Annotated in this window: 17 protein-coding genes and 1 pseudogene; 11 read left to right on the plus strand and 7 right to left on the minus strand. The window is 63.8% G+C overall.

Annotated features, from left to right (window positions below):
• Window positions 1–139: 139 nt before the first annotated feature.
• Together UP10_RS18365 and UP10_RS18370 are read left to right on the plus strand one after the other, a co-directional pair.
• Window positions 140–1,780, plus strand: a complete 1,641-nt coding sequence (locus tag UP10_RS18365; protein ID WP_044588690.1) for an acyl-CoA synthetase — start codon at window positions 140–142, stop codon at window positions 1,778–1,780.
• Between the two features lie 4 nt (window positions 1,781–1,784).
• Complete coding sequence (locus UP10_RS18370; protein ID WP_044588691.1) at window positions 1,785–2,660, plus strand: PCC domain-containing protein; 876 nt, start codon at window positions 1,785–1,787, stop codon at window positions 2,658–2,660.
• A gap of 663 nt (window positions 2,661–3,323) precedes the next feature.
• On the opposite strand, the gene UP10_RS18375 is transcribed toward UP10_RS18370, so the two are convergent.
• Window positions 3,324–3,647 (minus strand): hypothetical protein, encoded by a 324-nt coding sequence (locus tag UP10_RS18375; protein ID WP_044588692.1) that lies wholly within the window; start codon window positions 3,645–3,647, stop codon window positions 3,324–3,326.
• Between the two features lie 260 nt (window positions 3,648–3,907).
• On the opposite strand from UP10_RS18375, the gene UP10_RS18380 reads away from it, so the two are divergent.
• From UP10_RS18380 to UP10_RS18410, 7 genes are all read left to right on the plus strand, one after another.
• On the plus strand, window positions 3,908–4,447 hold the full coding sequence (locus UP10_RS18380) for an SRPBCC family protein (protein ID WP_044588693.1): 540 nt from the start codon (window positions 3,908–3,910) through the stop codon (window positions 4,445–4,447).
• A gap of 2 nt (window positions 4,448–4,449) precedes the next feature.
• Window positions 4,450–5,388 carry a YVTN family beta-propeller repeat protein gene (locus tag UP10_RS18385; RefSeq protein WP_044588694.1) on the plus strand — a complete coding sequence of 313 codons (939 nt, stop codon included), beginning with the start codon at window positions 4,450–4,452 and terminating at the stop codon, window positions 5,386–5,388.
• Window positions 5,389–5,492: 104 nt separating this feature from the next.
• Window positions 5,493–5,714 carry a DUF433 domain-containing protein gene (locus tag UP10_RS18390; protein ID WP_044588695.1) on the plus strand — a complete coding sequence of 74 codons (222 nt, stop codon included), beginning with the start codon at window positions 5,493–5,495 and terminating at the stop codon, window positions 5,712–5,714.
• 15 nt (window positions 5,715–5,729) lie between these two features.
• Complete coding sequence (locus UP10_RS18395; RefSeq protein WP_044588696.1) at window positions 5,730–6,077, plus strand: DUF5615 family PIN-like protein; 348 nt, start codon at window positions 5,730–5,732, stop codon at window positions 6,075–6,077.
• 227 nt (window positions 6,078–6,304) lie between these two features.
• On the plus strand, window positions 6,305–7,222 hold the full coding sequence (locus UP10_RS18400; protein WP_044588697.1) for a LysR family transcriptional regulator: 918 nt from the start codon (window positions 6,305–6,307) through the stop codon (window positions 7,220–7,222).
• A 104-nt stretch (window positions 7,223–7,326) separates the two neighbouring features.
• On the plus strand, window positions 7,327–8,016 hold the full coding sequence (locus tag UP10_RS18405) for an SDR family NAD(P)-dependent oxidoreductase (RefSeq protein WP_044588779.1): 690 nt from the start codon (window positions 7,327–7,329) through the stop codon (window positions 8,014–8,016).
• A 60-nt stretch (window positions 8,017–8,076) separates the two neighbouring features.
• A complete protein-coding gene (locus UP10_RS18410) occupies window positions 8,077–8,934 on the plus strand; it encodes an NmrA family NAD(P)-binding protein (RefSeq protein WP_044588698.1) in 858 nt (285 codons plus the stop codon).
• On the opposite strand, the gene UP10_RS18415 is transcribed toward UP10_RS18410, so the two are convergent.
• Window positions 8,931–9,854: a nucleoside hydrolase gene (locus tag UP10_RS18415; protein WP_044588780.1), complete on the minus strand. Its 924-nt coding sequence runs from the start codon at window positions 9,852–9,854 to the stop codon at window positions 8,931–8,933. The two genes, UP10_RS18410 and UP10_RS18415, sit on opposite strands and share 4 nt — an antisense overlap.
• A 253-nt stretch (window positions 9,855–10,107) precedes the next feature.
• Between UP10_RS18415 and UP10_RS18420 the strand changes: the two genes are divergently transcribed.
• Window positions 10,108–10,626: a hypothetical protein gene (locus UP10_RS18420; protein ID WP_044588699.1), complete on the plus strand. Its 519-nt coding sequence runs from the start codon at window positions 10,108–10,110 to the stop codon at window positions 10,624–10,626.
• 44 nt (window positions 10,627–10,670) lie between these two features.
• Here UP10_RS18420 and uvrA read toward each other — a convergent pair whose 3' ends face one another.
• The 4 genes and pseudogenes from uvrA to UP10_RS18440 all read right to left on the minus strand — a co-directional run bounded on the left by uvrA (window position 10,671) and on the right by UP10_RS18440 (window position 16,587).
• Window positions 10,671–13,652, minus strand: coding sequence for an excinuclease ABC subunit UvrA (gene uvrA, locus UP10_RS18425; RefSeq protein WP_044588700.1), 2,982 nt, complete (start codon window positions 13,650–13,652; stop codon window positions 10,671–10,673).
• 258 nt (window positions 13,653–13,910) lie between these two features.
• On the minus strand, window positions 13,911–14,570 hold the full coding sequence (locus tag UP10_RS18430) for an outer membrane protein (RefSeq protein WP_044588701.1): 660 nt from the start codon (window positions 14,568–14,570) through the stop codon (window positions 13,911–13,913).
• Between the two features lie 241 nt (window positions 14,571–14,811).
• A pseudogene (locus UP10_RS18435) lies at window positions 14,812–15,569 on the minus strand (outer membrane protein).
• A gap of 274 nt (window positions 15,570–15,843) precedes the next feature.
• Entirely contained in the window at window positions 15,844–16,587 is a 744-nt protein-coding gene (locus tag UP10_RS18440) for an outer membrane protein (protein ID WP_044588702.1), read from the minus strand.
• A gap of 457 nt (window positions 16,588–17,044) precedes the next feature.
• Here UP10_RS18440 and UP10_RS18445 point away from each other — a divergent pair, with 457 nt between their 5' ends.
• Window positions 17,045–17,542 (plus strand): single-stranded DNA-binding protein, encoded by a 498-nt coding sequence (locus UP10_RS18445; protein WP_044588781.1) that lies wholly within the window; start codon window positions 17,045–17,047, stop codon window positions 17,540–17,542.
• Window positions 17,543–17,555: 13 nt separating this feature from the next.
• On the opposite strand, the gene UP10_RS18450 is transcribed toward UP10_RS18445, so the two are convergent.
• Window positions 17,556–17,900, minus strand: a complete 345-nt coding sequence (locus UP10_RS18450) for a low molecular weight protein tyrosine phosphatase family protein (protein ID WP_044588782.1) — start codon at window positions 17,898–17,900, stop codon at window positions 17,556–17,558.
• Window positions 17,901–18,100: the final 200 nt, after the last annotated feature.

Raw genomic sequence — 18,100 nt, forward strand, 5'->3', positions numbered from 1 at the left:
CTTGCCGAACCCCGCGCGATGACGATAAACCGGCAGGGATCAACGTCGCGGGCGCGACCAAAAACCCTGATGCAGCCGAGGAAACATCGATGAAACTCGTCCTGACCTTGCTTGGCGTCGTCTTGCTGTTGGGCCGACGATGAGCGAAGTGGCCACCACTGCGCCGCGCGGTGGGATCGCGCGGGTGTCGCGTCGAGTGATGAACCTCGCCTACATCCTGACCCAGAACGCCCGCCGGCACGCCGATCGCCCCGGCTTCATCTGGGCCGAGAAGGCCTGGTCCTGGCGCCATATCGACCAGAACGTCTCGGCGCTGGCGGCGGCGCTCGCCGCGCGCGGCATCGTCAAGGGCGACCGCATCCTGGTCCATTCCAGGAACTGCGACGAGATGTTCTGGTCGATGTTCGCGGCGTTCCGGCTCGGCGCGGTCTGGGTGCCGACCAATTTCCGCCTGATGCCGGATGAGGTCGCCTATCTCGCGGCGGCCTCGGGCGCCAAGGCGTTTCTTTGCCACGGCGATTTCCCGGACCATGCCAGGGCGGCTGCCAATCCGGCGCTGGAGTTCACCTGGCGGATCGGCGAGGAGGGCACGTTCGGCGAGGCTGTTGTCGGTGACGTCATTGCCAAGCACGCCGGCGCGCAGGTCGAGAATGTCGCCGTCGAGTATGACGATCCCTGCTGGTTCTTCTTCACCTCCGGCACCACCGGCCGCTCCAAGGCCGCGGTCTTGACCCATGGCCAGATGGCCTTCGTGATAACAAACCATCTCGCCGATTTGATGCCTGGCACCACCGAAGCGGATGCCTCGCTGGTGGTGGCGCCGCTGTCGCACGGCGCCGGCGTCCATCAGCTGGTGCAGACCGCGCGTGGCGTGCCGACAATTTTGTTGCCGTCGGAGAAGTTCGACATCGCCGAAGCGTTCCGGCTGATCGCCAAACACCGCGTTAGCAACATGTTCACGGTGCCGACGATCCTGAAGATGATGGTCGAGCATCCCGCCGCCGACCAGCATGATCATTCCTCGCTGCGCTACATCATCTATGCCGGCGCGCCGATGTATCGCGAGGACCAGAAGGCCGCCTTGGCAAAGCTCGGCGGCGTGCTGGTGCAGTATTTCGGGCTCGGCGAGGTCACCGGCAACATCACCGTGTTGCCGCCTGGCCTGCACGACCCCGAGGACGGCCCGCATGCGCGGATCGGCACTTGCGGCTTCGAGCGCACTGGCATGCAGGTCTCGATCCAGGGCGACGACGGCCGCGAGCTGAAGCCGCGCGAGACCGGCGAGATCTGCGTGATCGGCCCCGGCGTGTTCGCGGGCTATTACGACAACCCCGAAGCCAATGCGAAGGCGTTTCGCGACGGCTGGTTCCGCACCGGCGATCTCGGCCACATCGACGAGGAAGGCTTCGTCTACATCACCGGCCGCGCCTCCGACATGTACATCTCTGGCGGCTCCAACATCTATCCGCGCGAGATCGAGGAGAAGATCCTGACCCATCCCGCGGTGGGTGAGGTCGCGGTCCTCGGTGTGCCCGATCCGTTCTGGGGCGAGGTCGGTGTAGCCGTCTGCGTTGCATGCGAAGGCGCGCAGCCGGTCGGAGAGGCGGAGCTGGCGGCGTATCTCGCGCCGAAGGTGCCGCGCTACAAGATGCCGAAGCGCTTCTTCTTCTGGGAGGCGCTGCCGAAGTCCGGCTACGGCAAGGTGCCGAAGCGAATGGTCCGCGACGAGCTCGAGGCGCGCGGCCTGCTCGAAGTGATCGCCAAGTCGACGGGCAGCTAGCGCGATGCGCAGCATCGCCCAACCCGGCGCTCCGATCCCCGAGCGCGTCCAATCGGTCGCGGCGCGTGGCCGCGCCTTTTCATTCGTGCTGGTAACAGGCATTCCCTTGCTCGAAGCCGTGCGCCGCGGCTTTGCGGTGGAAGGTTTTTCGGGCGGCGTGCTCAGCGCCAAAGGTGGTGCGCTCGGGCCGTTTGCTTACGTGATGCCGGCGCTGTCCAGGGACGGCCGCAACGCCGCGTTCTATAGCGACACCTTTCGTCCTGATGGCATGACGCGGCTCAAGCTCGCGGCGCTGACCTTCGGTGAGCGCGACGGCGCGCCGTTCTTTCATTGCCACGGGCTGTGGACCGAGTCCGATGGACGCTTCAACGGCGGCCATATGCTGCCGGAGGAGACTGTCGTCGCTGAACCCTTCGAGGTTGATGCTTTCGGGATCGACGGTGCGACGTTCCTGGCCGAGCCCGACAGCGAGACCGGGTTCAAGCTGTTCGGTCCGGTCGCAACCGCGCCGGCCGGCGCGAAGACCACGAGCCGCGCCTTTGCCTTGCGGCTGCGGCCGAACCAGGATTTTGCCGGCGCGCTGGAAGGCTTTTGCCGCCAGCACGGCATCCTGCGCGCCCGCCTGCATGGTGGCGTCGGTTCGACCGTCGGCGCCCGTTTCACTGACGGCCGCAGCGTGGTGCCGTTTGCAACCGAGCTTGCGGTGACGGCGGGGCAGGTTGCCCCCGATGCCAACGGTCGGGTGCGCGCGACCCTCGACATCGCGCTGGTCGACTATCTCGGCGGCATCGCCGAGGGCCGGCTGGTACGCGGCGACAATCCGGTGCTGATGACGGTGGAGCTGGTGCTCGAGGTATTGGAAGAGGCGGAGCGGCCGTAGGGGGGCACGCTCTCTCCACATCGTCGTCCCGGCGAAGGCCGGGACCCATACTCGGCGGCGGGTGTTATAGGTGGGACTCGTCGTTCCAGCTTCGCTTAAATCATCATTTGTGGTTGGGTCCCGGCCTGCGCCGGGACGACACCGAATTTGTTGCGCGTCTTATGACTCATGAAGTCGCGTTCCCGCGGCGTGTTTCGCCCGAGCTTTGCATCTCGTTCCGCCCTCTCGAAACAGGGCGCAGGGAAAGCCGGGTGCAGGCTGCGTCCGCGGTCTCGTGTGCAAAGTGAGAGAAAGAAACGCACACGAGCATACAGGTCCAGCGGAGGCACTCCGGCTTTCCCTGCGCGATGGGGTACGGCTTATACTTGCTCTCCGGCGGAGACCGGGCTTGTTTGTCACCGTCATCCGTAGGAAGCACTTGCTTCCTGCGAACTTTTGCCTGCCACTGGGGCGTCGGGACCACACGATTTCACCGTCCGCCTCAGCCACGCACGTCAGTCGTGACCTTGGCGTCCACCGTATCCCACCGCGCGTTCGTGACGTGCGCTCGCCCCTCGTTCGGGTAGGACGGGCAGATTCATACACTGAGTTGACCTTCGGATAAAGCGAATTATTGTTGCCGTGAGGGCTTGCGCCGTCGGGCAACTCAGATGTAGGGGCGGGTCACCGCCGTTTCCGCACATGGATGTTGATATCGAGGTCGATGTCGCTGACGCAGGTTTGTTCGGTGCGGTGCGAGCCGCCTTCGTGCCAACGGCCCTTGCGCAAGCTGACATCGCTGACATGGGCGAGCCGCAGGCAGCGCCATTGCGGGAGTTGGCCCGAGCTCTCGCCGGCGAACTGCCAAGCCAGCACGACCTGTTCGCCGCTCTTGTTGCGGCCGATGATGTGCGGGCAGAGCTCGCGCGGCCGGCCATCATAGATGCACACGACTTGCTGTTCGGTCAGGATAGCGTTGCGGAAAAGGGCGTAGGCGGTGCTGGGCATGGACGCTCTGCCATCTCGGATTGCAGCCGGCTCCGGTATAACGATGGATGCTATCAGTTGTTTCCCCCGGATCCGTCCTGATGGCCAGACGAAATCGCCCGATCAACATGCCCCTCGCCTCGCAGGCTTGCCTCCCGAGGAAGACGACGGCCGGTACTTCGCTCTGGTGCAAGAAACCGGTTCCCATTTGGTCCAGAATGTCGACCATAAGCTTCGGCACGCGATATGGCGCAGACCGAACACAACATCGGGGAGACGGCATGAGGGGAGCGATCGCGAAGGTTGGCGTCGTGGTGGCGGCGTTGGCAATTTTGGGAGCCGCCTGGGCCCACGGGCCGACCCGCCAGAAGGTGCGGGAATCGATCGAGATCGACGCGCCGCAGGCCAAGGTTTGGGCTGTGATCGGCAATTTCCAGGACATGAGCTGGCTTGCAGGTGTCAGCAAGACCAAGGGCGAAAAAGGCAACGAGATCGGCGCTACCAGGCGGTTGATGCTGACCGACGGTGCCACGATCGACGAGGAGCTCTACAAGTACGAGCCGGAGATGTTGAGCTATTCGTACCGGATTACGGCGGTCGACGTGAAGGTGCTGCCGGTCACCAATTATTCCTCGACGCTGACAGTGTCGCCGGCGCCCGACGGCAAGGCAAAGCTGGAATGGGCCGGCGCGTTCTACCGCGGCTTTCCGAACAACGACCCGCCGCCGGAACTGAACGACGAGGCCGCGAAAGCAGCGGTGAGCGGGCTCTATCGCGCCGGGCTTGAGGCGCTGAAGAAGAAGATCGAGAGTGGCAGTTAGCTGTGCGCGGGATTGCTTTCGCGGCACTATTTGCCGGCCTTGCCGCCGCGCATGCCGAGGAGGCTTTCGTCACCAACCAGCTCAGCGATGACCTGACGGTCGTCGATCTCGCGACGTCGAAGGTAGTCGCGACGATTGCAATCGGCGGCAAGCCGGCGGGCGTCGCCGTCACGCCGGATGGTCGCTTTGCCTATGTGACGAGCCCCGATGCTAAGGCGTTGACCGTGGTCGACGCAAGCGCACGAAAAATCGCCGGCCGGATCGATGTCGGCGGCGGTCCGCTCGGCATCGCCGTCGCCCCCGACGGCGCGACGGTCTATGTCGCCGACTGGTACGCCGCCGCGGTGCGGGTGATCGACGCGAGAGCGCAGCGGGTCGTCGCCAGTATCGCCGTTGGCGCATCGCCGTCCGGGCTCGCGGTGACGCCCGACGGGCGGCTGCTGCTGTCGGCGGACCGCGATGACGACAGCCTGTCCATCGTGGACACATCGGCGCGCGAGCGGAAGGGGATCGTCAAGGTCGGCACGCGTCCGTTCGGCGTGACCATCGATGCCGAGGGCAAGCGCGCCTACACAGCCAATGTCGGCTCGAACGACGTCTCTGTGATCGACATCGCCGCCGCCCGCGAGATCGGCCGCGTGCATGTCGGCTTGCGCCCCTATGCGGTGGCGCTGGCACAGGGCCGCGGTTTCGTCACCGACCAATATGACGGCACCGTGAGCGTATTCGATCTCGTGACGTTGCAGCCGTTGAAGCGGATCAAGGTCGGGGATTACCCTGAGGGCATCGAGGCGACGGCGGACGGGCGGCGCGTCGTGGTCGTGAACTGGGAGAGCAACACGGTCAATTTGATCGACGTGGCTGAACTGAAGGTCGTGGGCGAGATCAAGGTCGGCGACGGCCCGCGCGCGTTCGGGGCGTTTCTCAGGCGGACGGAGTAGCCGTGACGGATGGGGTGGCCGAAGCAAGCAGCGATCGGGGAGTTAGGGGCGGGTGCAGACAGACAGCCCGTTATCTGACAGACTGCTCATCCCCGGAGAGGATCATGCCGAACGAGCGTATCGAAATTAACGCTGGAGTCATGGACGGAAAGCCGGTTATTCGCGGGACCCGCATTCCGGTCGAGTTCGTGCTGCGCAAGCTGGGCGCCGGTATGTCGCCGGAGGCTATCCTGGCGGACCATCCGCGGCTGGCACGAGATGACATCCTGGCCGCTCAGGCATTTGCCTCCGATTATCTTGCCGATGAAGAGATCGTTTACGGCTGACCCGTACGCTGGCTTGTGGATGAGTGCGTCGGAGCGCCTTTGGTCGCCTCTCTACGCGCTGTTGGTCACGACGTCCTGTACGTCGCCGAAACGGCTGCGGGGCTGAATGATGTCGATGTCATTGCGCTCGCTGCGCGCGAGAAACGCATCCTGCTCACGGAAGACAAGGATTTCGGCGACCTTGTCTTTCGCCGAGAGCGGGCCGTGCCGGGTCTTGTCTTGCTTCGGATCGCTTCCGAAAATTCAACGCTCAAAGCAAAGCGACCAGCTATGGCGATTGACCGATACGGTGAGGAATTGTTCGATCGCTACCTGGTCATCGAAGATGGCCGGTTCCGATCGCGTCACCTACGGCGAGCGTGACATTCGAAATACTGGTCGATCTACTTACTCCCGTGATGATTATTTCGCCGCGGTGTAGGCCCAGCTTCGGAGTTCGCCGATAGTGGCCCGCAGGAGCGGAGCGACATGCGGCGGCCCCGTCGTCCTCCACCAATAGTCCACGATATTGCCTCGCTCACCCGGGCCACATACTTGCGTCAAGGACATCAAGTCCCCATCATTCCTGACATTGACTCAGGAGTTCCGCGATGTCGTTCGATGGTCGGCTGCTTTCGGGAATCAGCGTGCTGGCGGCGGTGGTCCAGTCGCGCAACTTTGCGCGCGCTGCCGACGTGCTGGGAATCACGGCCTCGGGCGTCAGCCGGGCGATCGGCCGGCTCGAAGAACGGGTTGGCGTGCGGCTGCTCGATCGCACCACGCGGTCGATGGTGCTGACCGACGAGGGCAGGCTGTTCTACGAGCAGGTCGCGCCGCTGCTGTTCGGCATCGAGGAGGCGGCGGTCTCGGCGTCGGGGGCCGGCGGCGTCGCGCGCGGGCGGCTGCGGGTCGACATCGACCCGTATTTTCTGCGCAGCCAGCTCTCGGGCCGGCTCGGCGGATTTCTGCGGGCGCACCCCGAGCTGACGCTCGAGCTCGTGACGCGCGATCATGTCGGCGACCTCGTGACCGACGGGATCGATGTCGCTGTCAGGTTCGGCGAACCTGTCGTGGCCAGCGCCATCGCGCGCAAGCTGATGGAGACACGGGTGCTCACGGTGGCGTCGCCAGGCTATCTCAAAAAGCACGGACGGCCTGTGCATCCATCCGACATTGCCGGGCATCACTGCATCCAGTTCTTCGATCCGGTGACGCGGCGGCCGTTCGATTGGGAGTTTCACCGCGGCCGCAAGGTGCTTCCCGTGGCGACCTTGAGCCGCCTCTATGTCAGCGATGTCGGCACCATGGTCAACGAGTGCCTGGCAGGCACCGGGATCGCGCAGGTGCTCGCGATTCGGATCCAGCCGCTGCTGGAGTCCGGCCGGTTGATCGATCTGTTCCCGGACTGGTCCGGCGAGACCTTCCCCCTTTATGCGCTGTATCCCTCGCGCAACCACCAGCCGGCCAAGGTCCGCGCCTTCGTCGACTTCGTCTCGAAAGTGATCCGCGAGCCACCGGCGCATCGGTAATTCATGCTGTTTTGTCAGTAGTACGGTGACAGAAGCGCGCTTCTGTCATGAGCGTCGGCGTGGGAGGTTCGTGGATCGGACCAAACGCAGCGAAGGCGCTCTCCATGGCCAAGCGGAACATCGTACTTATCGTCGGGGCTTCGCGCGGGTTGGGACTCGCGTTGGCCGAGGAGTATTGCGCGCGCGACTTTCACGTCATTGCGACGGTACGCTCGCCATCGGCGGCGCTCGACCGGATTGCCGCACGATTTCCGGCCTCCCTCACGATTGAAACTGCTGATATCACCGACGTCAGATCGGTCGAAGCGCTTAGGCAGCGCCTGGCGGGCCGGACGCTCGATACCCTGTTCGTCAACGCCGGCATCTGCCTGGCGCGCGACGACACGCCGAAGGACGTCCGCGAGCAGGAGTTTCTCGCGATGATGCTGACCAATGCGCTGAGCCCGATGCGCGTGGTCGAACTGTTCGAGCACCAGGTGTCGCGCAACGGCGTCATTGCGGTGATGTCGTCAGAGCTCGGCAGCATTGCCCACAATCCGGGCGCCTGGGAACTTTACAGTTCGAGCAAGGCCGCACTCAACATGCTGATGGCCTGCTTTTCGAAGCGCTACGCCGGCGACAGCCGCGCGTTGCTGCTGGTCGCGCCCGGCTGGGTGCGCACCGAGATGGGCACGGACGCGGCGGCGCTGTCGATCGAGGAGAGCATCCCGCACGTGGTCGCCGCGGTCGAGGCCCAGGCCGGCAGGCCGGGCCTTCGTTTCATAGACCGCCACGGCAAGACCTTGCCGTGGTGACCACCCACAGCGGCGACTTGCTCGACGCCACAGACAATCAAACAAAGATGGAGAGATCAGATGTACGCAATCATGGGTGTGACCGGAAAAGTCGGCGGCGCGGCAGCGCGCGCATTGTTGGCGGATGGCAAGCCGTTGCGCGTGCTGGTTCGTGACGCTGCGAAAGGCAAGCCATGGGCGGAGCTCGGCTGCGCGCCTGTTATTGCCGGTCTCGATAATCCAGCCGCGCTGACCAGCGCCTTGCAAGACTGCGAAGCCGCATTCGTGATGCTGCCGCCAGCGTTCGATCCGTCACCGGACTTCCGCGAGGGAAGGGCAATGATCGCGACGTTGCGGACGGCGCTGGAGCGCGCGCGACCGAAACGCGTGGTGGCGCTCTCCACCATCGGCGCCGAAGCGGCCCGGCCGAACCTGTTGAACCAGCTCGGCCTGCTGGAGCAGGCGCTGTCGACGCTGGACTTGCCGGTCACCTTCCTGCGGGCGGCCTGGTTCATGCAAAACGCCGCGCTCGATGTCGCCGCCGCCAAAGAGACTGGCGTGATCCAGAGCTATCTGCAGCCGCTCGACCGGCCGGTGTCGATGATCTCGGCGGAAGATGTCGGCCGCACCGTGGCCGCGCTGCTGACGGAAAGCTGGCAGGGCGTTCGCGTGATCGAGCTCGATGCCGGCGGCGTCAGCCCGAACCAGATCGCCGCGGCCTTCGGCAAGGCGCTCGGCAGGCCGGTGCGGGCCAACGTCGTGCCCCGCGCGGAGTGGGAGCAGATCTTCCGCAGCCAGGGCATGACCAACCCGTTGCCGCGGATGCAGATGATTGACGGCTTCAACGAGGGCTGGATCGCATTCGGGCGGCCAGGCACGATCGTCCGCAAGGGCCAGATCGGGATCGACGAGGCGATAGCTGGCCTGCTCGGGGGTTAACGGGGAACGGCAGCGAAGGCCGCGAGCTTCAGGAAGAAATCCCTCAGGATCGCGTTTCGGTTGATTGAGGTCACGTAGCGCATCGCGTGCCGCCGGCGATCGATGCTCCACGTCATCTGATCGGTCAAGATGGGCGCCGGCACAATCACGCTCGGCGCCCAATCCGGATTGAGCAGCCAGCCGACCGGCGCCATGTCCCAGATCTCCTTGGCCCAGCCGAGATGATCGGCTGAATATTCCTTGAAGCGCATCGCCAGGAACGCGCCGATGCTGCCATGCGGTTCGACGTAACGCTCGATCTCCGGTACCGTCGAGTGCAAATGTGAGGTCACGCCGCGGCACGGCACCAGAACCAGCGGCACGCCGCTGTCGAACAGCACCTGCGCCCCGCCGACATCCTGCCTGAGATTGAACTCGGCCGTGTCAGGCCATTCCAGCGCATGGCCGCCCAGCCACACCACGACGACGCGATCGATGATGTCAGGCGCCCTCAGCAGCGCCGAGGCGACGTTGCTGATCGCCGCGATGGCCACGATATACAACGGATTGTCCGGCGATCCGGCGCGGGCGCGCGCGATCATGTCATCGACCGCGGGCCCTGCGCGAGCCTGCTTCCCCGGCCCGACATACTCGGTGACGCCGCGATGAACCAGGCCTTCCGGCGACATCTCCAGCCGCTCCAACAGGCGCAGGATCTCCTGATAGCTCAGCTCCATGCCATGGGCCGGACCATCCGACCGCACGTTGAAGAACGGCGCAGCGTAGATCGCCTCGACGTCGAAGCGATCCGGCGACAACAGCATCTGCACGATCGCGAAATGATCGTCGATTTCGTTGTAGGTGTCGGTGTCGAGCACGACGCGGATGCGGCCGACGGGCGAGGACAGGAGTTTCAGGCGTGCTGCTTCCGTGATTGGCATCATCTGGTTCCTGAATAGCGCTTGGATTTCGAGATTAGGCCTTCAATGGAAGCTGGCATAGTCGCGCGCCGAAACCACGGAAAGCTGTCGGCAGCGTGCCATCGAGATCGATGATGGCGAGGGAGTAGGGCATTGTTATTTAAGCATTAAGCGTAGACACAGGAAACGCAGTTTCCATCGCTCTCCTATCCGGCCAGACTTGGTATATTCCGGACTGACGTCTTGGGATGGTCGGCACAATGTTGGACGGTTTATGACGGATCAAGACGCGCATCACGGTCAGCGACGTGCCGAATGGCACATCGTACTTGGTGCGATAGTGTTGATTGGCGTCGGCTGGTTTGGCTGGAAGACTGTTAGAGTGGCCACCGCTCCCTCCACCGAAGAGGCGATGCGACTGTCGCTCGCGGAATTGGACTTGCCAGAGCTGAGCGCCGCCTACGCGCTTCATCCAGACTCGTGCACGATTAGCAAAACGCTCTGGAAATGGAGTGTCTCCTGCGAGGGCGTGCCGATCTACTTTTATCGTGACTTGAGACAGTGTGATCCTGGTCCACCGAGGACGTGCCGCACGGTGCCGTCTGATGCCCGGGTCTGCGTGTCGTACTTCTGGGACATCGGTCTGAATGGAAGGCCATCAAACCCGATCGGTGACCATGGCAACCACGCTTCCATTGGGGATGGCAGCTGCAACGCCAAGGGCACATTTGCCTCCGAGCGGGAAGTGATGGCCAGGCGCGGCATAGCCCCCAATCTCGTTGAGGTTCGGTAGTCCTGCGACATGCGACCCAGCCAGGACGCGAGCCACTGGCGAGGCTACTCCGCCGCCTCACTCGCGCTGCTGCTCTTCCTTGGCTTGCTGTTCGCCTTCTTCAGCACCGGCGCCAGAAACTTGCCGGTGTAGCTCCGCGGTGCCTTGACGATATCTTCCGGCGGGCCCCAGGCGACGATTTCGCCGCCGCCGTCGCCACCTTCGGGGCCGAGGTCGATCACCCAGTCAGCGGTCTTGATGACTTCGAGGTTGTGCTCGATCACGACCACCGTGTTGCCCTGGGCGACCAGCTCGTGCAGCACCTCAAGGAGCTTGGCGACGTCGTGGAAATGCAACCCCGTCGTCGGCTCGTCCAGGATGTAGAGCGTGCGGCCGGTGGCGCGCTTTGACAGTTCTTTTGCCAGTTTGACGCGCTGGGCCTCGCCGCCCGACAGGGTCGTCGCCTGCTGGCCGACATGGATGTAATCCAAGCCGACGCGGTGCAGGGTCTTGAAGGTTTCGCGGACGCGCGGCACCGCCTTGAAGAAGTCGGCGGCTTCCTCGACGGTCATGTCGAGCACGTCGGCGATGCTCTTGCCCTTGAACAGGACTTCGAGCGTCTCGCGGTTGTAGCGTTTTCCCTTGCAGGTGTCGCAGGTGACGTAGACGTCGGGCAGAAAGTGCATCTCGATCTTGATGACGCCGTCGCCCTGACAGGCCTCGCAGCGGCCGCCTTTGACGTTGAAGGAGAAGCGCCCGGGCTCGTAGCCGCGCGCCTTGGCCTCGGGCAGGCCGGCGAACCATTCGCGGATCGGCGTGAAGGCGCCGGTGTAGGTCGCGGGGTTCGAACGGGGCGTGCGGCCGATCGGCGACTGGTCGATGTCGATGATCTTGTCGATATGCTCGAGACCTTCGATGCGGTCGTGCGGCGCGGCGCCCTCGCTGGCGTTGTTGAGCTTGCGGGCGATCGCCTTGTAGAGCGTGTCGATCAACAGCGTCGACTTGCCGCCGCCGGAGACGCCGGTCACGCAGGTGAACAGGCCGAGCGGGATCTCGGCCGAGACGTTTTTGAGATTGTTGCCGCGGGCGTTGATGACCTTCAGCGTGCGCCGATGGTTCGGCGGCCGCCGCTCCGGGATCGCGACCGACAGCTCGCCGGTGAGGTATTTCCCGGTCAGCGATTTCGGATTGCGCATGATCTGGTCGGGCGTGCCCTCGGCGACGATGTGGCCGCCATGCATGCCGGCGCCGGGGCCGATGTCGAGCACGTAATCGGCGAGGCGGATGGCATCCTCGTCATGCTCGACCACGATGACCGTGTTGCCGAGGTCGCGAAGTCTCTTCAGCGTCTCGAGCAGGCGGGCATTGTCGCGCTGGTGCAGGCCAATGGACGGCTCGTCCAGCACATAGAGCACGCCCGTGAGGCCCGAGCCGATCTGCGACGCCAGGCGGATGCGCTGGCTCTCGCCGCCGCTCAGCGTGCCGGAGGCCCGCGCCAGCGTCAGGTAGTTCAGGCCGACGTCGAGCAGGAAGCTCAGCCGCTCGCGGATCTCCTTCAGGATGCGCGCGGCGATCTCGTTCTGCTGGGCATTGAGTGCCGCCGGCACGGTCTCGAACCATTCGCCGGCGCGCCGGACCGAGAGCTCCGAGATCTCGCCGATATGCTTGGCCCCGATCTTGACGCAGAGCGCCTCCGGCTTGAGCCGGTAGCCGAGGCAGCCCTCGCACGGCACGTCGGAGAAATACTTCGCCAGCTCCTCGCGCGCCCATTCGCTCTCGGTCTCGCGGTAGCGGCGGTTGATGTTGGTGACGACGCCCTCGAACGGTTTTTTGGTGTCGTAGGAGCGGACTCCGTCTTCATAGGAGAACTTGATCTCGTCCTCGCCGGAGCCGTGCAGCAGCGCTGCCTGCGTCTTCTTCGGCAAATCCTTCCACTTGGTGTCGAGCGCGAACTTGTAGTGCTTGCCGAGCGCGGTCAGGGTCTGGATGTAATAGGGCGACGATGATTTCGCCCAGGGCGCGATCGCGCCCTTGCGCAAGGTCAGCTCCTTGTCGGGGATGACGAGGTCCTCGTCGATATGCTGCTCGACGCCGAGGCCGCCGCAGGCCGGGCAGGCGCCATAGGGGTTGTTGAACGAAAACAGCCGCGGCTCGATCTCGGGGATGGTGAAGCCGGAGACCGGGCAGGCGAATTTTTCCGAGAACAGGATGCGCTCGGGCCCGCTCTTGTCGTGGATCTTTGCGGTCTTCTTGTCGGATTTCTTCTCGTCCGCAGCACCCGCCGGCGCGTCGGCATATTCGATCACGGCCAGGCCTTCGGCGAGCTTCAGCGCGGTCTCAAAGCTTTCGGCGAGGCGCTGGGAGAGGTCGGGGCGCACCACGATGCGGTCGACCACGACGTCGATGTCGTGCGGGAATTTCTTGTCCAGCGTCGGCGCCTCCGCGAGTTCGTGGAAGGTGCCGTCGATCTTGACGCGCTGAAAGCCCTTCTTGAGGTATTCGGCGAGCTCCTTCTTGTACTCGCCTTTGCGGCCGCGCACGACCGGCGCCAGCAGATAGAGCCGGGTGCCCTCGGGCAGATTGAGCACTCGGTCGACCATCTGCGAGACGATCTGGCTCTCGATCGGCAGCCCTGTGGCCGGCGAATAGGGCACGCCGACGCGGGCCCAGAGCAGGCGCATGTAATCGTAGATCTCGGTGACGGTGCCGACCGTGGAGCGCGGGTTCTTCGACGTCGTCTTCTGCTCGATCGAGATCGCCGGCGACAGGCCGTCAATCTGGTCGACGTCGGGCTTCTGCATCATCTCTAAAAATTGGCGCGCATAGGCGGAGAGCGACTCGACGTAGCGGCGCTGGCCCTCGGCATAGATGGTGTCGAAGGCGAGCGAGGATTTGCCGGAGCCGGACAGGCCGGTGAACACGACGAGCTTGTCGCGCGGAATTTCGACGTCGACGTTTTTCAGATTGTGCTCGCGCGCGCCACGGATCGTGATGGCGCGCGATGAGGAGCCGTTCTGCGGGCGCTTCGACTTGAGCACTTCATCCATAGCGGCAATTTCCGGGCGCGTGACGCGTGCGCCTTTTTGGGGCGCGCATCGCCGGTGATGCCGGGACCCTGCGCCGATGCTGTGAAGGCTGGAACGTAGGAAGAACGGCCAGGGATTTCCAGTGCCGAGTTGGGTCCATCAACGGATAGTTTGCCTGTTGGCAGCAGCCGTCAGCAGCAAGGGTTCCCACAAAGCAAAAAGGCCGGCGCGAGGCCGGCCTTTTCGTCACGATGTGATCGTGAGCTATCAGTCCTTCACTCAGTACTTGGCAACGATCGGGCCGCCAAAGTGATAGTTCACGCCGACCTGGACGCTGTGCAGCTTGAGGTCGCCGGAGGGAATGCCGAAGTAGGTCTCGCTGCCGAGGTCGCGATAGAGGTACTCGCCCTTGACCGACCACTGCGGGGCGAAGAACGCCTCGATGCCCGCGCCGACGGTCCAGCCGGAGTGGAAGTTGCTCTGTGACACGGTCACGCCGAGTGCGCTGAGACTGATCTTGTTGTCGATCCAGGCGTAGCCGCCGGTGCCGTAGAACAGCACCTGGTCGACAGCGAAGCCGATGCGGCCGCGAACGGTACCGAGCGCGTCGGTCTTGCTCTTCGCGGTGATGCCCAGCGCCGTAACCGAAGCGCTGACGTCAGCCCCACCGGCGTCGGCCTCAAGACCGTACACGATGTTGCCGGCCTGCCAGTTGTAGCCGACGGTGCCGCCGCCGAAGCCGCCGCTCATCTTCGGCGTGCCGGAGTCTTCGCTGGCATAGCCGCCGAAGCCGCCGACGTAGAAGCCGGTCCAGTTGTAGACGGCGGCCAGCGGCGGCGCCTTCACGTAGGGAGCCCGGGCCGCCATATCGGCAGCCATGGCGGGTGCAAACGCGCTCAGAACGAGCAAGCCGGCCGATGCCAGCAGAACATTCCTCATTTCAAAAATTCCCAGTCCCGTTTTGTGGTTTCCCTCCAAGACTTTGGAGGGCCTTTGGAGGGGAGCGTCGGCCGTGTTGCCTGACGTTGATGCGTGTCTATACGGACAAGACTGGAAATGGTGTAACCGCAGCGCAACAATGCACGGTAAACGTGCAGTTCGAGGCACCTGGGTAGTGCTTTTGGGCAACAAAAATGGCCGGCGCGAGGCCGGCCTTTTGCGGGTGGATCAGCCCACGCAATCAGTACTTCGCGACAACCGGGCCGCCCCAGCTGAAGTGATAGTTGAGGCCCGCCTTGACGGTGTGGAAGGTGTCGTTCCAGTCCGAGCGGTCGGCGGTCGCCGATGTGTATTGGATCGAGCCCTTGCCGAGATCGAGGTAGTTGTACTCGACCTTGGCCGACCAGTTCGGTGCGAACATGTATTCGACGCCGGCGCCGACGGTCCAACCCCAGCGTGTCTCGCTGGCGGAAACCGACGGAGGCACGAGCCCGGCACTGTAACGGTGCTGGATGTCGCCAACCGCGGCGCCGCCGCTGACGAACCACAGCGCGGGACCGTCGGCATAGCCGAGACGGCCCTTGATGTCGCCGAAACTGCGCAACGCCGTGTAGTAGGTGTCGAGCAAGCTCGGAGGCCCGACATTGATGACCGCTGAGCGGCCATTGATGCCGGACCAGTGGTAGTCACCCTCGAGGCCAAACACCGCGGGACCGGCCTGCCAATTGGTACCGATCACGCCGCCGACGAAGCCGCCGCTAGTGTCGTAGGTCTGGGTCCCGACGAAGGTCGGATCGTTCGGCGCGCCGCGGAAGGTTTCTTTGCTGGTCCCCAGCCGCCGCCACCCTGAACACCGACGTAGAACCCGCTCCAGTTGATCGCTGGAGCGACGGCCGGCGGCACCGGTGCCTTGGCCACTGTCGCCGGGGCGAGATCAGCCGCGGACGCGGAGGAGGCGCTGAGAGCGGCGAGGGTGGCTGCAACAAGAAGCTTTCTCATGGGATTCATCCCGCTTCGAATCTGCAATTCGGGACAGGCTACCATCTGGGGTTGAACGCGACCGTCACCCGCGCGCAACATGGACTATCAATTTGATTTCGCTGAATGTTTTGCAGTTTATTGAGATTTAACCATATCGATTCGCTTATCGATCGATGGCCGCGGTCCGGCGAGGCAGAACGCTCGGCGGCAAACAAATCCGCAAAACAAAAAGGCCGGCGCAAGGCGGGCCTTTCGTTCGAATGAAGTCGGATCGCGCGATCAGTACGTCTGATCAGTACTTGGCGACGACCGGGCCGCCCCACTTATAGTTGACGCGGACGGTGACGAGGTCGACGTCCTGGCGCTCGCGGATCGAGCTGAACAGCAAGCCACCCGGCGTGGTCAGGTTGTAGGTCTTGTCCTGCAGGAACAGATGGTCGTACTCGACCGCGGCCGACCAGTTCGGGGCGAAGCCGTATTCGAGGCCGACACCGACCGTGCCACCCCAGCGGGTGTCGCTAGCGCTGGCGAGGAAAAGGCCAGTCGGCGTGAAGTAGGTGTTGTACCGGTTGTCGGTCACGGCCGCGCCGCCCTTCAAGTAGAGCAGCACGTTGTTGGCGGCGTAGCCGATCTGGCCGGTGAACAGGCCGAAGGCATCGACCTTGGTCTGGTTGGTGAAGAAGCCTGGGAAAACCAGGCTGCCATTGGTGCCCTTCAGGTCAGCCCAGTCGCCCTGCGCTTCAAGGCCGAACACCCAGGTGCCGGTCTGCCAGCGATAGCCGATCTGGCCACCGGCAACGCCGCCGGTTGCGTCATGGCAACCATCCGAACCGATGAAGATGCCGCCCGGGACCTGATCCCAGCAATTGTGGCTCGAGCCCCAGCCGCCGTTGGCGCCGACATAGAAGCCGCTCCAGTCATAGACCTGGGCAATCATCGGGGGGGCTTTGGTGTAAGGACGTGCAGCGAGGTCAGCAGCGGCAGCCGGCGCGGCAAACGCGACCAGGGCAACCGTTCCAAGCAAAAATTTCTTCATCATCAAACTCCAGCTCTTGTCCGCTTCTCGTTGGTCCCGAAGCGTTGAGGTCCAGAAAAAGTGTCGCGAGCGCCCACGCCCGTTCGGTCGCATCTATAGCGTGATTCAACCACATAGGCCGTCTCCCAAATGCCACACTCGCCGGGGAAGTTAGATCGCGGCAAGGTAATGATTTGTTTGTACTTTTCTTGAAGTGGCGAAGGTCTCGCGCGGCTCGTGAGGTGGAACCGGCCGACTCACAATGGTCGCGCTCACTGCTACGGCTGGTTGCAGAGAACGAAACTGGAACATCGGCGTCTGCGATGCTATATGTGGATAACCGTTGCGGGCCTGCGCGATCGCGGAGGCGGCGGACCGGCGTCGCAGTATAGGGTCGTCCGCGGCGCCTGCAGTAAGTGGCGAAGGTTGAGAGTGGCGGCCGATGTCCGGCTGGCCCTATTTTGGTGGAGAAGAAGCGATGGCGGGAAGCGTGAACAAGGTGATTCTGGTCGGAAACCTCGGCAAGGATCCGGAGATCCGGCGGACGCAGGACGGCCGTCCGATCGCCAATCTTTCCATCGCAACCTCGGAAACCTGGCGCGACAAGGGCACCGGCGAGCGCAAGGAAAAGACCGAGTGGCACCGCGTCGTGATCTTCAATGAAGGCCTCTGCAAGGTCGCCGAGCAGTACCTGAAGAAGGGTGCCAAGGTGTACATTGAGGGCCAGTTGCAGACCCGCAAATGGACTGACCAGAGCGGTGTCGAGAAATACTCGACCGAGGTCGTACTGCAGGGCTTCAACTCCAGCCTGACCATGCTTGACGGCCGCAGCGGTGGCGGCGGCGGCAGCTTCGCCGACGATGGCGGCGGCGACTTCGGGTCGGCCGGCCCGGTCAGTTCGGCGCCACGTCGCGCGGTGGCGGCAGGCGGGGCAGGCGCCCGCAACAGCGACATGGACGACGACATCCCGTTCTGACCGGAGGCCGCCGTTATCTTGCAGATGGCCGCGGCTGCGGCAGGAAGCGGGGGACGCGGTTCTCAAGCATCCGGATCAGCATTGGGTCCATCAATTCGTAGTCGTCCGGAATGTCGAGGCAGATGACGCGCTTGTCCTTCAAGCGGCTACGAAACTGCCGTGTCAACTTGCTGCGGTGGACCTTCTCCATGACGAAGATGATGTCGGCCCAATCGACCTGTTCGGCCGACAACTGAACGGCAGCGCTGGCCAAGACGCCCGCCGAATCCGTCTCGATCCCTGGCCAGGTCGAAAACACCTGTTCGGCGGTCGGGCTGCGCAAGCGATTGGCGCTGCAAACGAACAATACGTTGGTCATGTCGTCGTTGCCGTGCCCTGACGGACCTTGATCACGGCGCATTTTTACCAGCCGCGGCGGCCTGCAGCAACGAATGGAGTACTCGCCCGCCAACAGTGTTCGTTTGCAGCGTGGCGCTCGGCGATCGCTTCGAAAACGGCAAAGCGTTCTTCTGTGGCAAAGACTGCCGCAAATTGAACTTGACATTGTAAAGATAGATG

This window comes from Bradyrhizobium sp. LTSPM299 (genome assembly GCF_000938235.1).
Lineage (GTDB): Bacteria > Pseudomonadota > Alphaproteobacteria > Rhizobiales > Xanthobacteraceae > Bradyrhizobium.

Bases quoted from the DNA above. Each gene is read 5' to 3' on its own strand.
- UP10_RS18405 (WP_044588779.1), top strand. From the start codon at position 7,327: ATGGCCAAGCGGAACATCGTACTTATCGTCGGGGCTTCGCGCGGGTTG.
- UP10_RS18370 (WP_044588691.1), top strand. From the start codon at position 1,785: ATGCGCAGCATCGCCCAACCCGGCGCTCCGATCCCCGAGCGCGTCCAA.
- UP10_RS18390 (WP_044588695.1), top strand. From the start codon at position 5,493: ATGCCGAACGAGCGTATCGAAATTAACGCTGGAGTCATGGACGGAAAG.
- UP10_RS18410 (WP_044588698.1), top strand. From the start codon at position 8,077: ATGTACGCAATCATGGGTGTGACCGGAAAAGTCGGCGGCGCGGCAGCG.
- UP10_RS18420 (WP_044588699.1), top strand. From the start codon at position 10,108: ATGACGGATCAAGACGCGCATCACGGTCAGCGACGTGCCGAATGGCAC.
- UP10_RS18415 (WP_044588780.1), bottom strand. From the start codon at position 9,854: ATGCCAATCACGGAAGCAGCACGCCTGAAACTCCTGTCCTCGCCCGTC.
- uvrA (WP_044588700.1), bottom strand. From the start codon at position 13,652: ATGGATGAAGTGCTCAAGTCGAAGCGCCCGCAGAACGGCTCCTCATCG.
- UP10_RS18380 (WP_044588693.1), top strand. From the start codon at position 3,908: ATGAGGGGAGCGATCGCGAAGGTTGGCGTCGTGGTGGCGGCGTTGGCA.
- UP10_RS18445 (WP_044588781.1), top strand. From the start codon at position 17,045: ATGGCGGGAAGCGTGAACAAGGTGATTCTGGTCGGAAACCTCGGCAAG.
- UP10_RS18450 (WP_044588782.1), bottom strand. From the start codon at position 17,900: ATGACCAACGTATTGTTCGTTTGCAGCGCCAATCGCTTGCGCAGCCCG.
- UP10_RS18375 (WP_044588692.1), bottom strand. From the start codon at position 3,647: ATGCCCAGCACCGCCTACGCCCTTTTCCGCAACGCTATCCTGACCGAA.
- UP10_RS18440 (WP_044588702.1), bottom strand. From the start codon at position 16,587: ATGAAGAAATTTTTGCTTGGAACGGTTGCCCTGGTCGCGTTTGCCGCG.
- UP10_RS18400 (WP_044588697.1), top strand. From the start codon at position 6,305: ATGTCGTTCGATGGTCGGCTGCTTTCGGGAATCAGCGTGCTGGCGGCG.
- UP10_RS18365 (WP_044588690.1), top strand. From the start codon at position 140: ATGAGCGAAGTGGCCACCACTGCGCCGCGCGGTGGGATCGCGCGGGTG.
- UP10_RS18430 (WP_044588701.1), bottom strand. From the start codon at position 14,570: ATGAGGAATGTTCTGCTGGCATCGGCCGGCTTGCTCGTTCTGAGCGCG.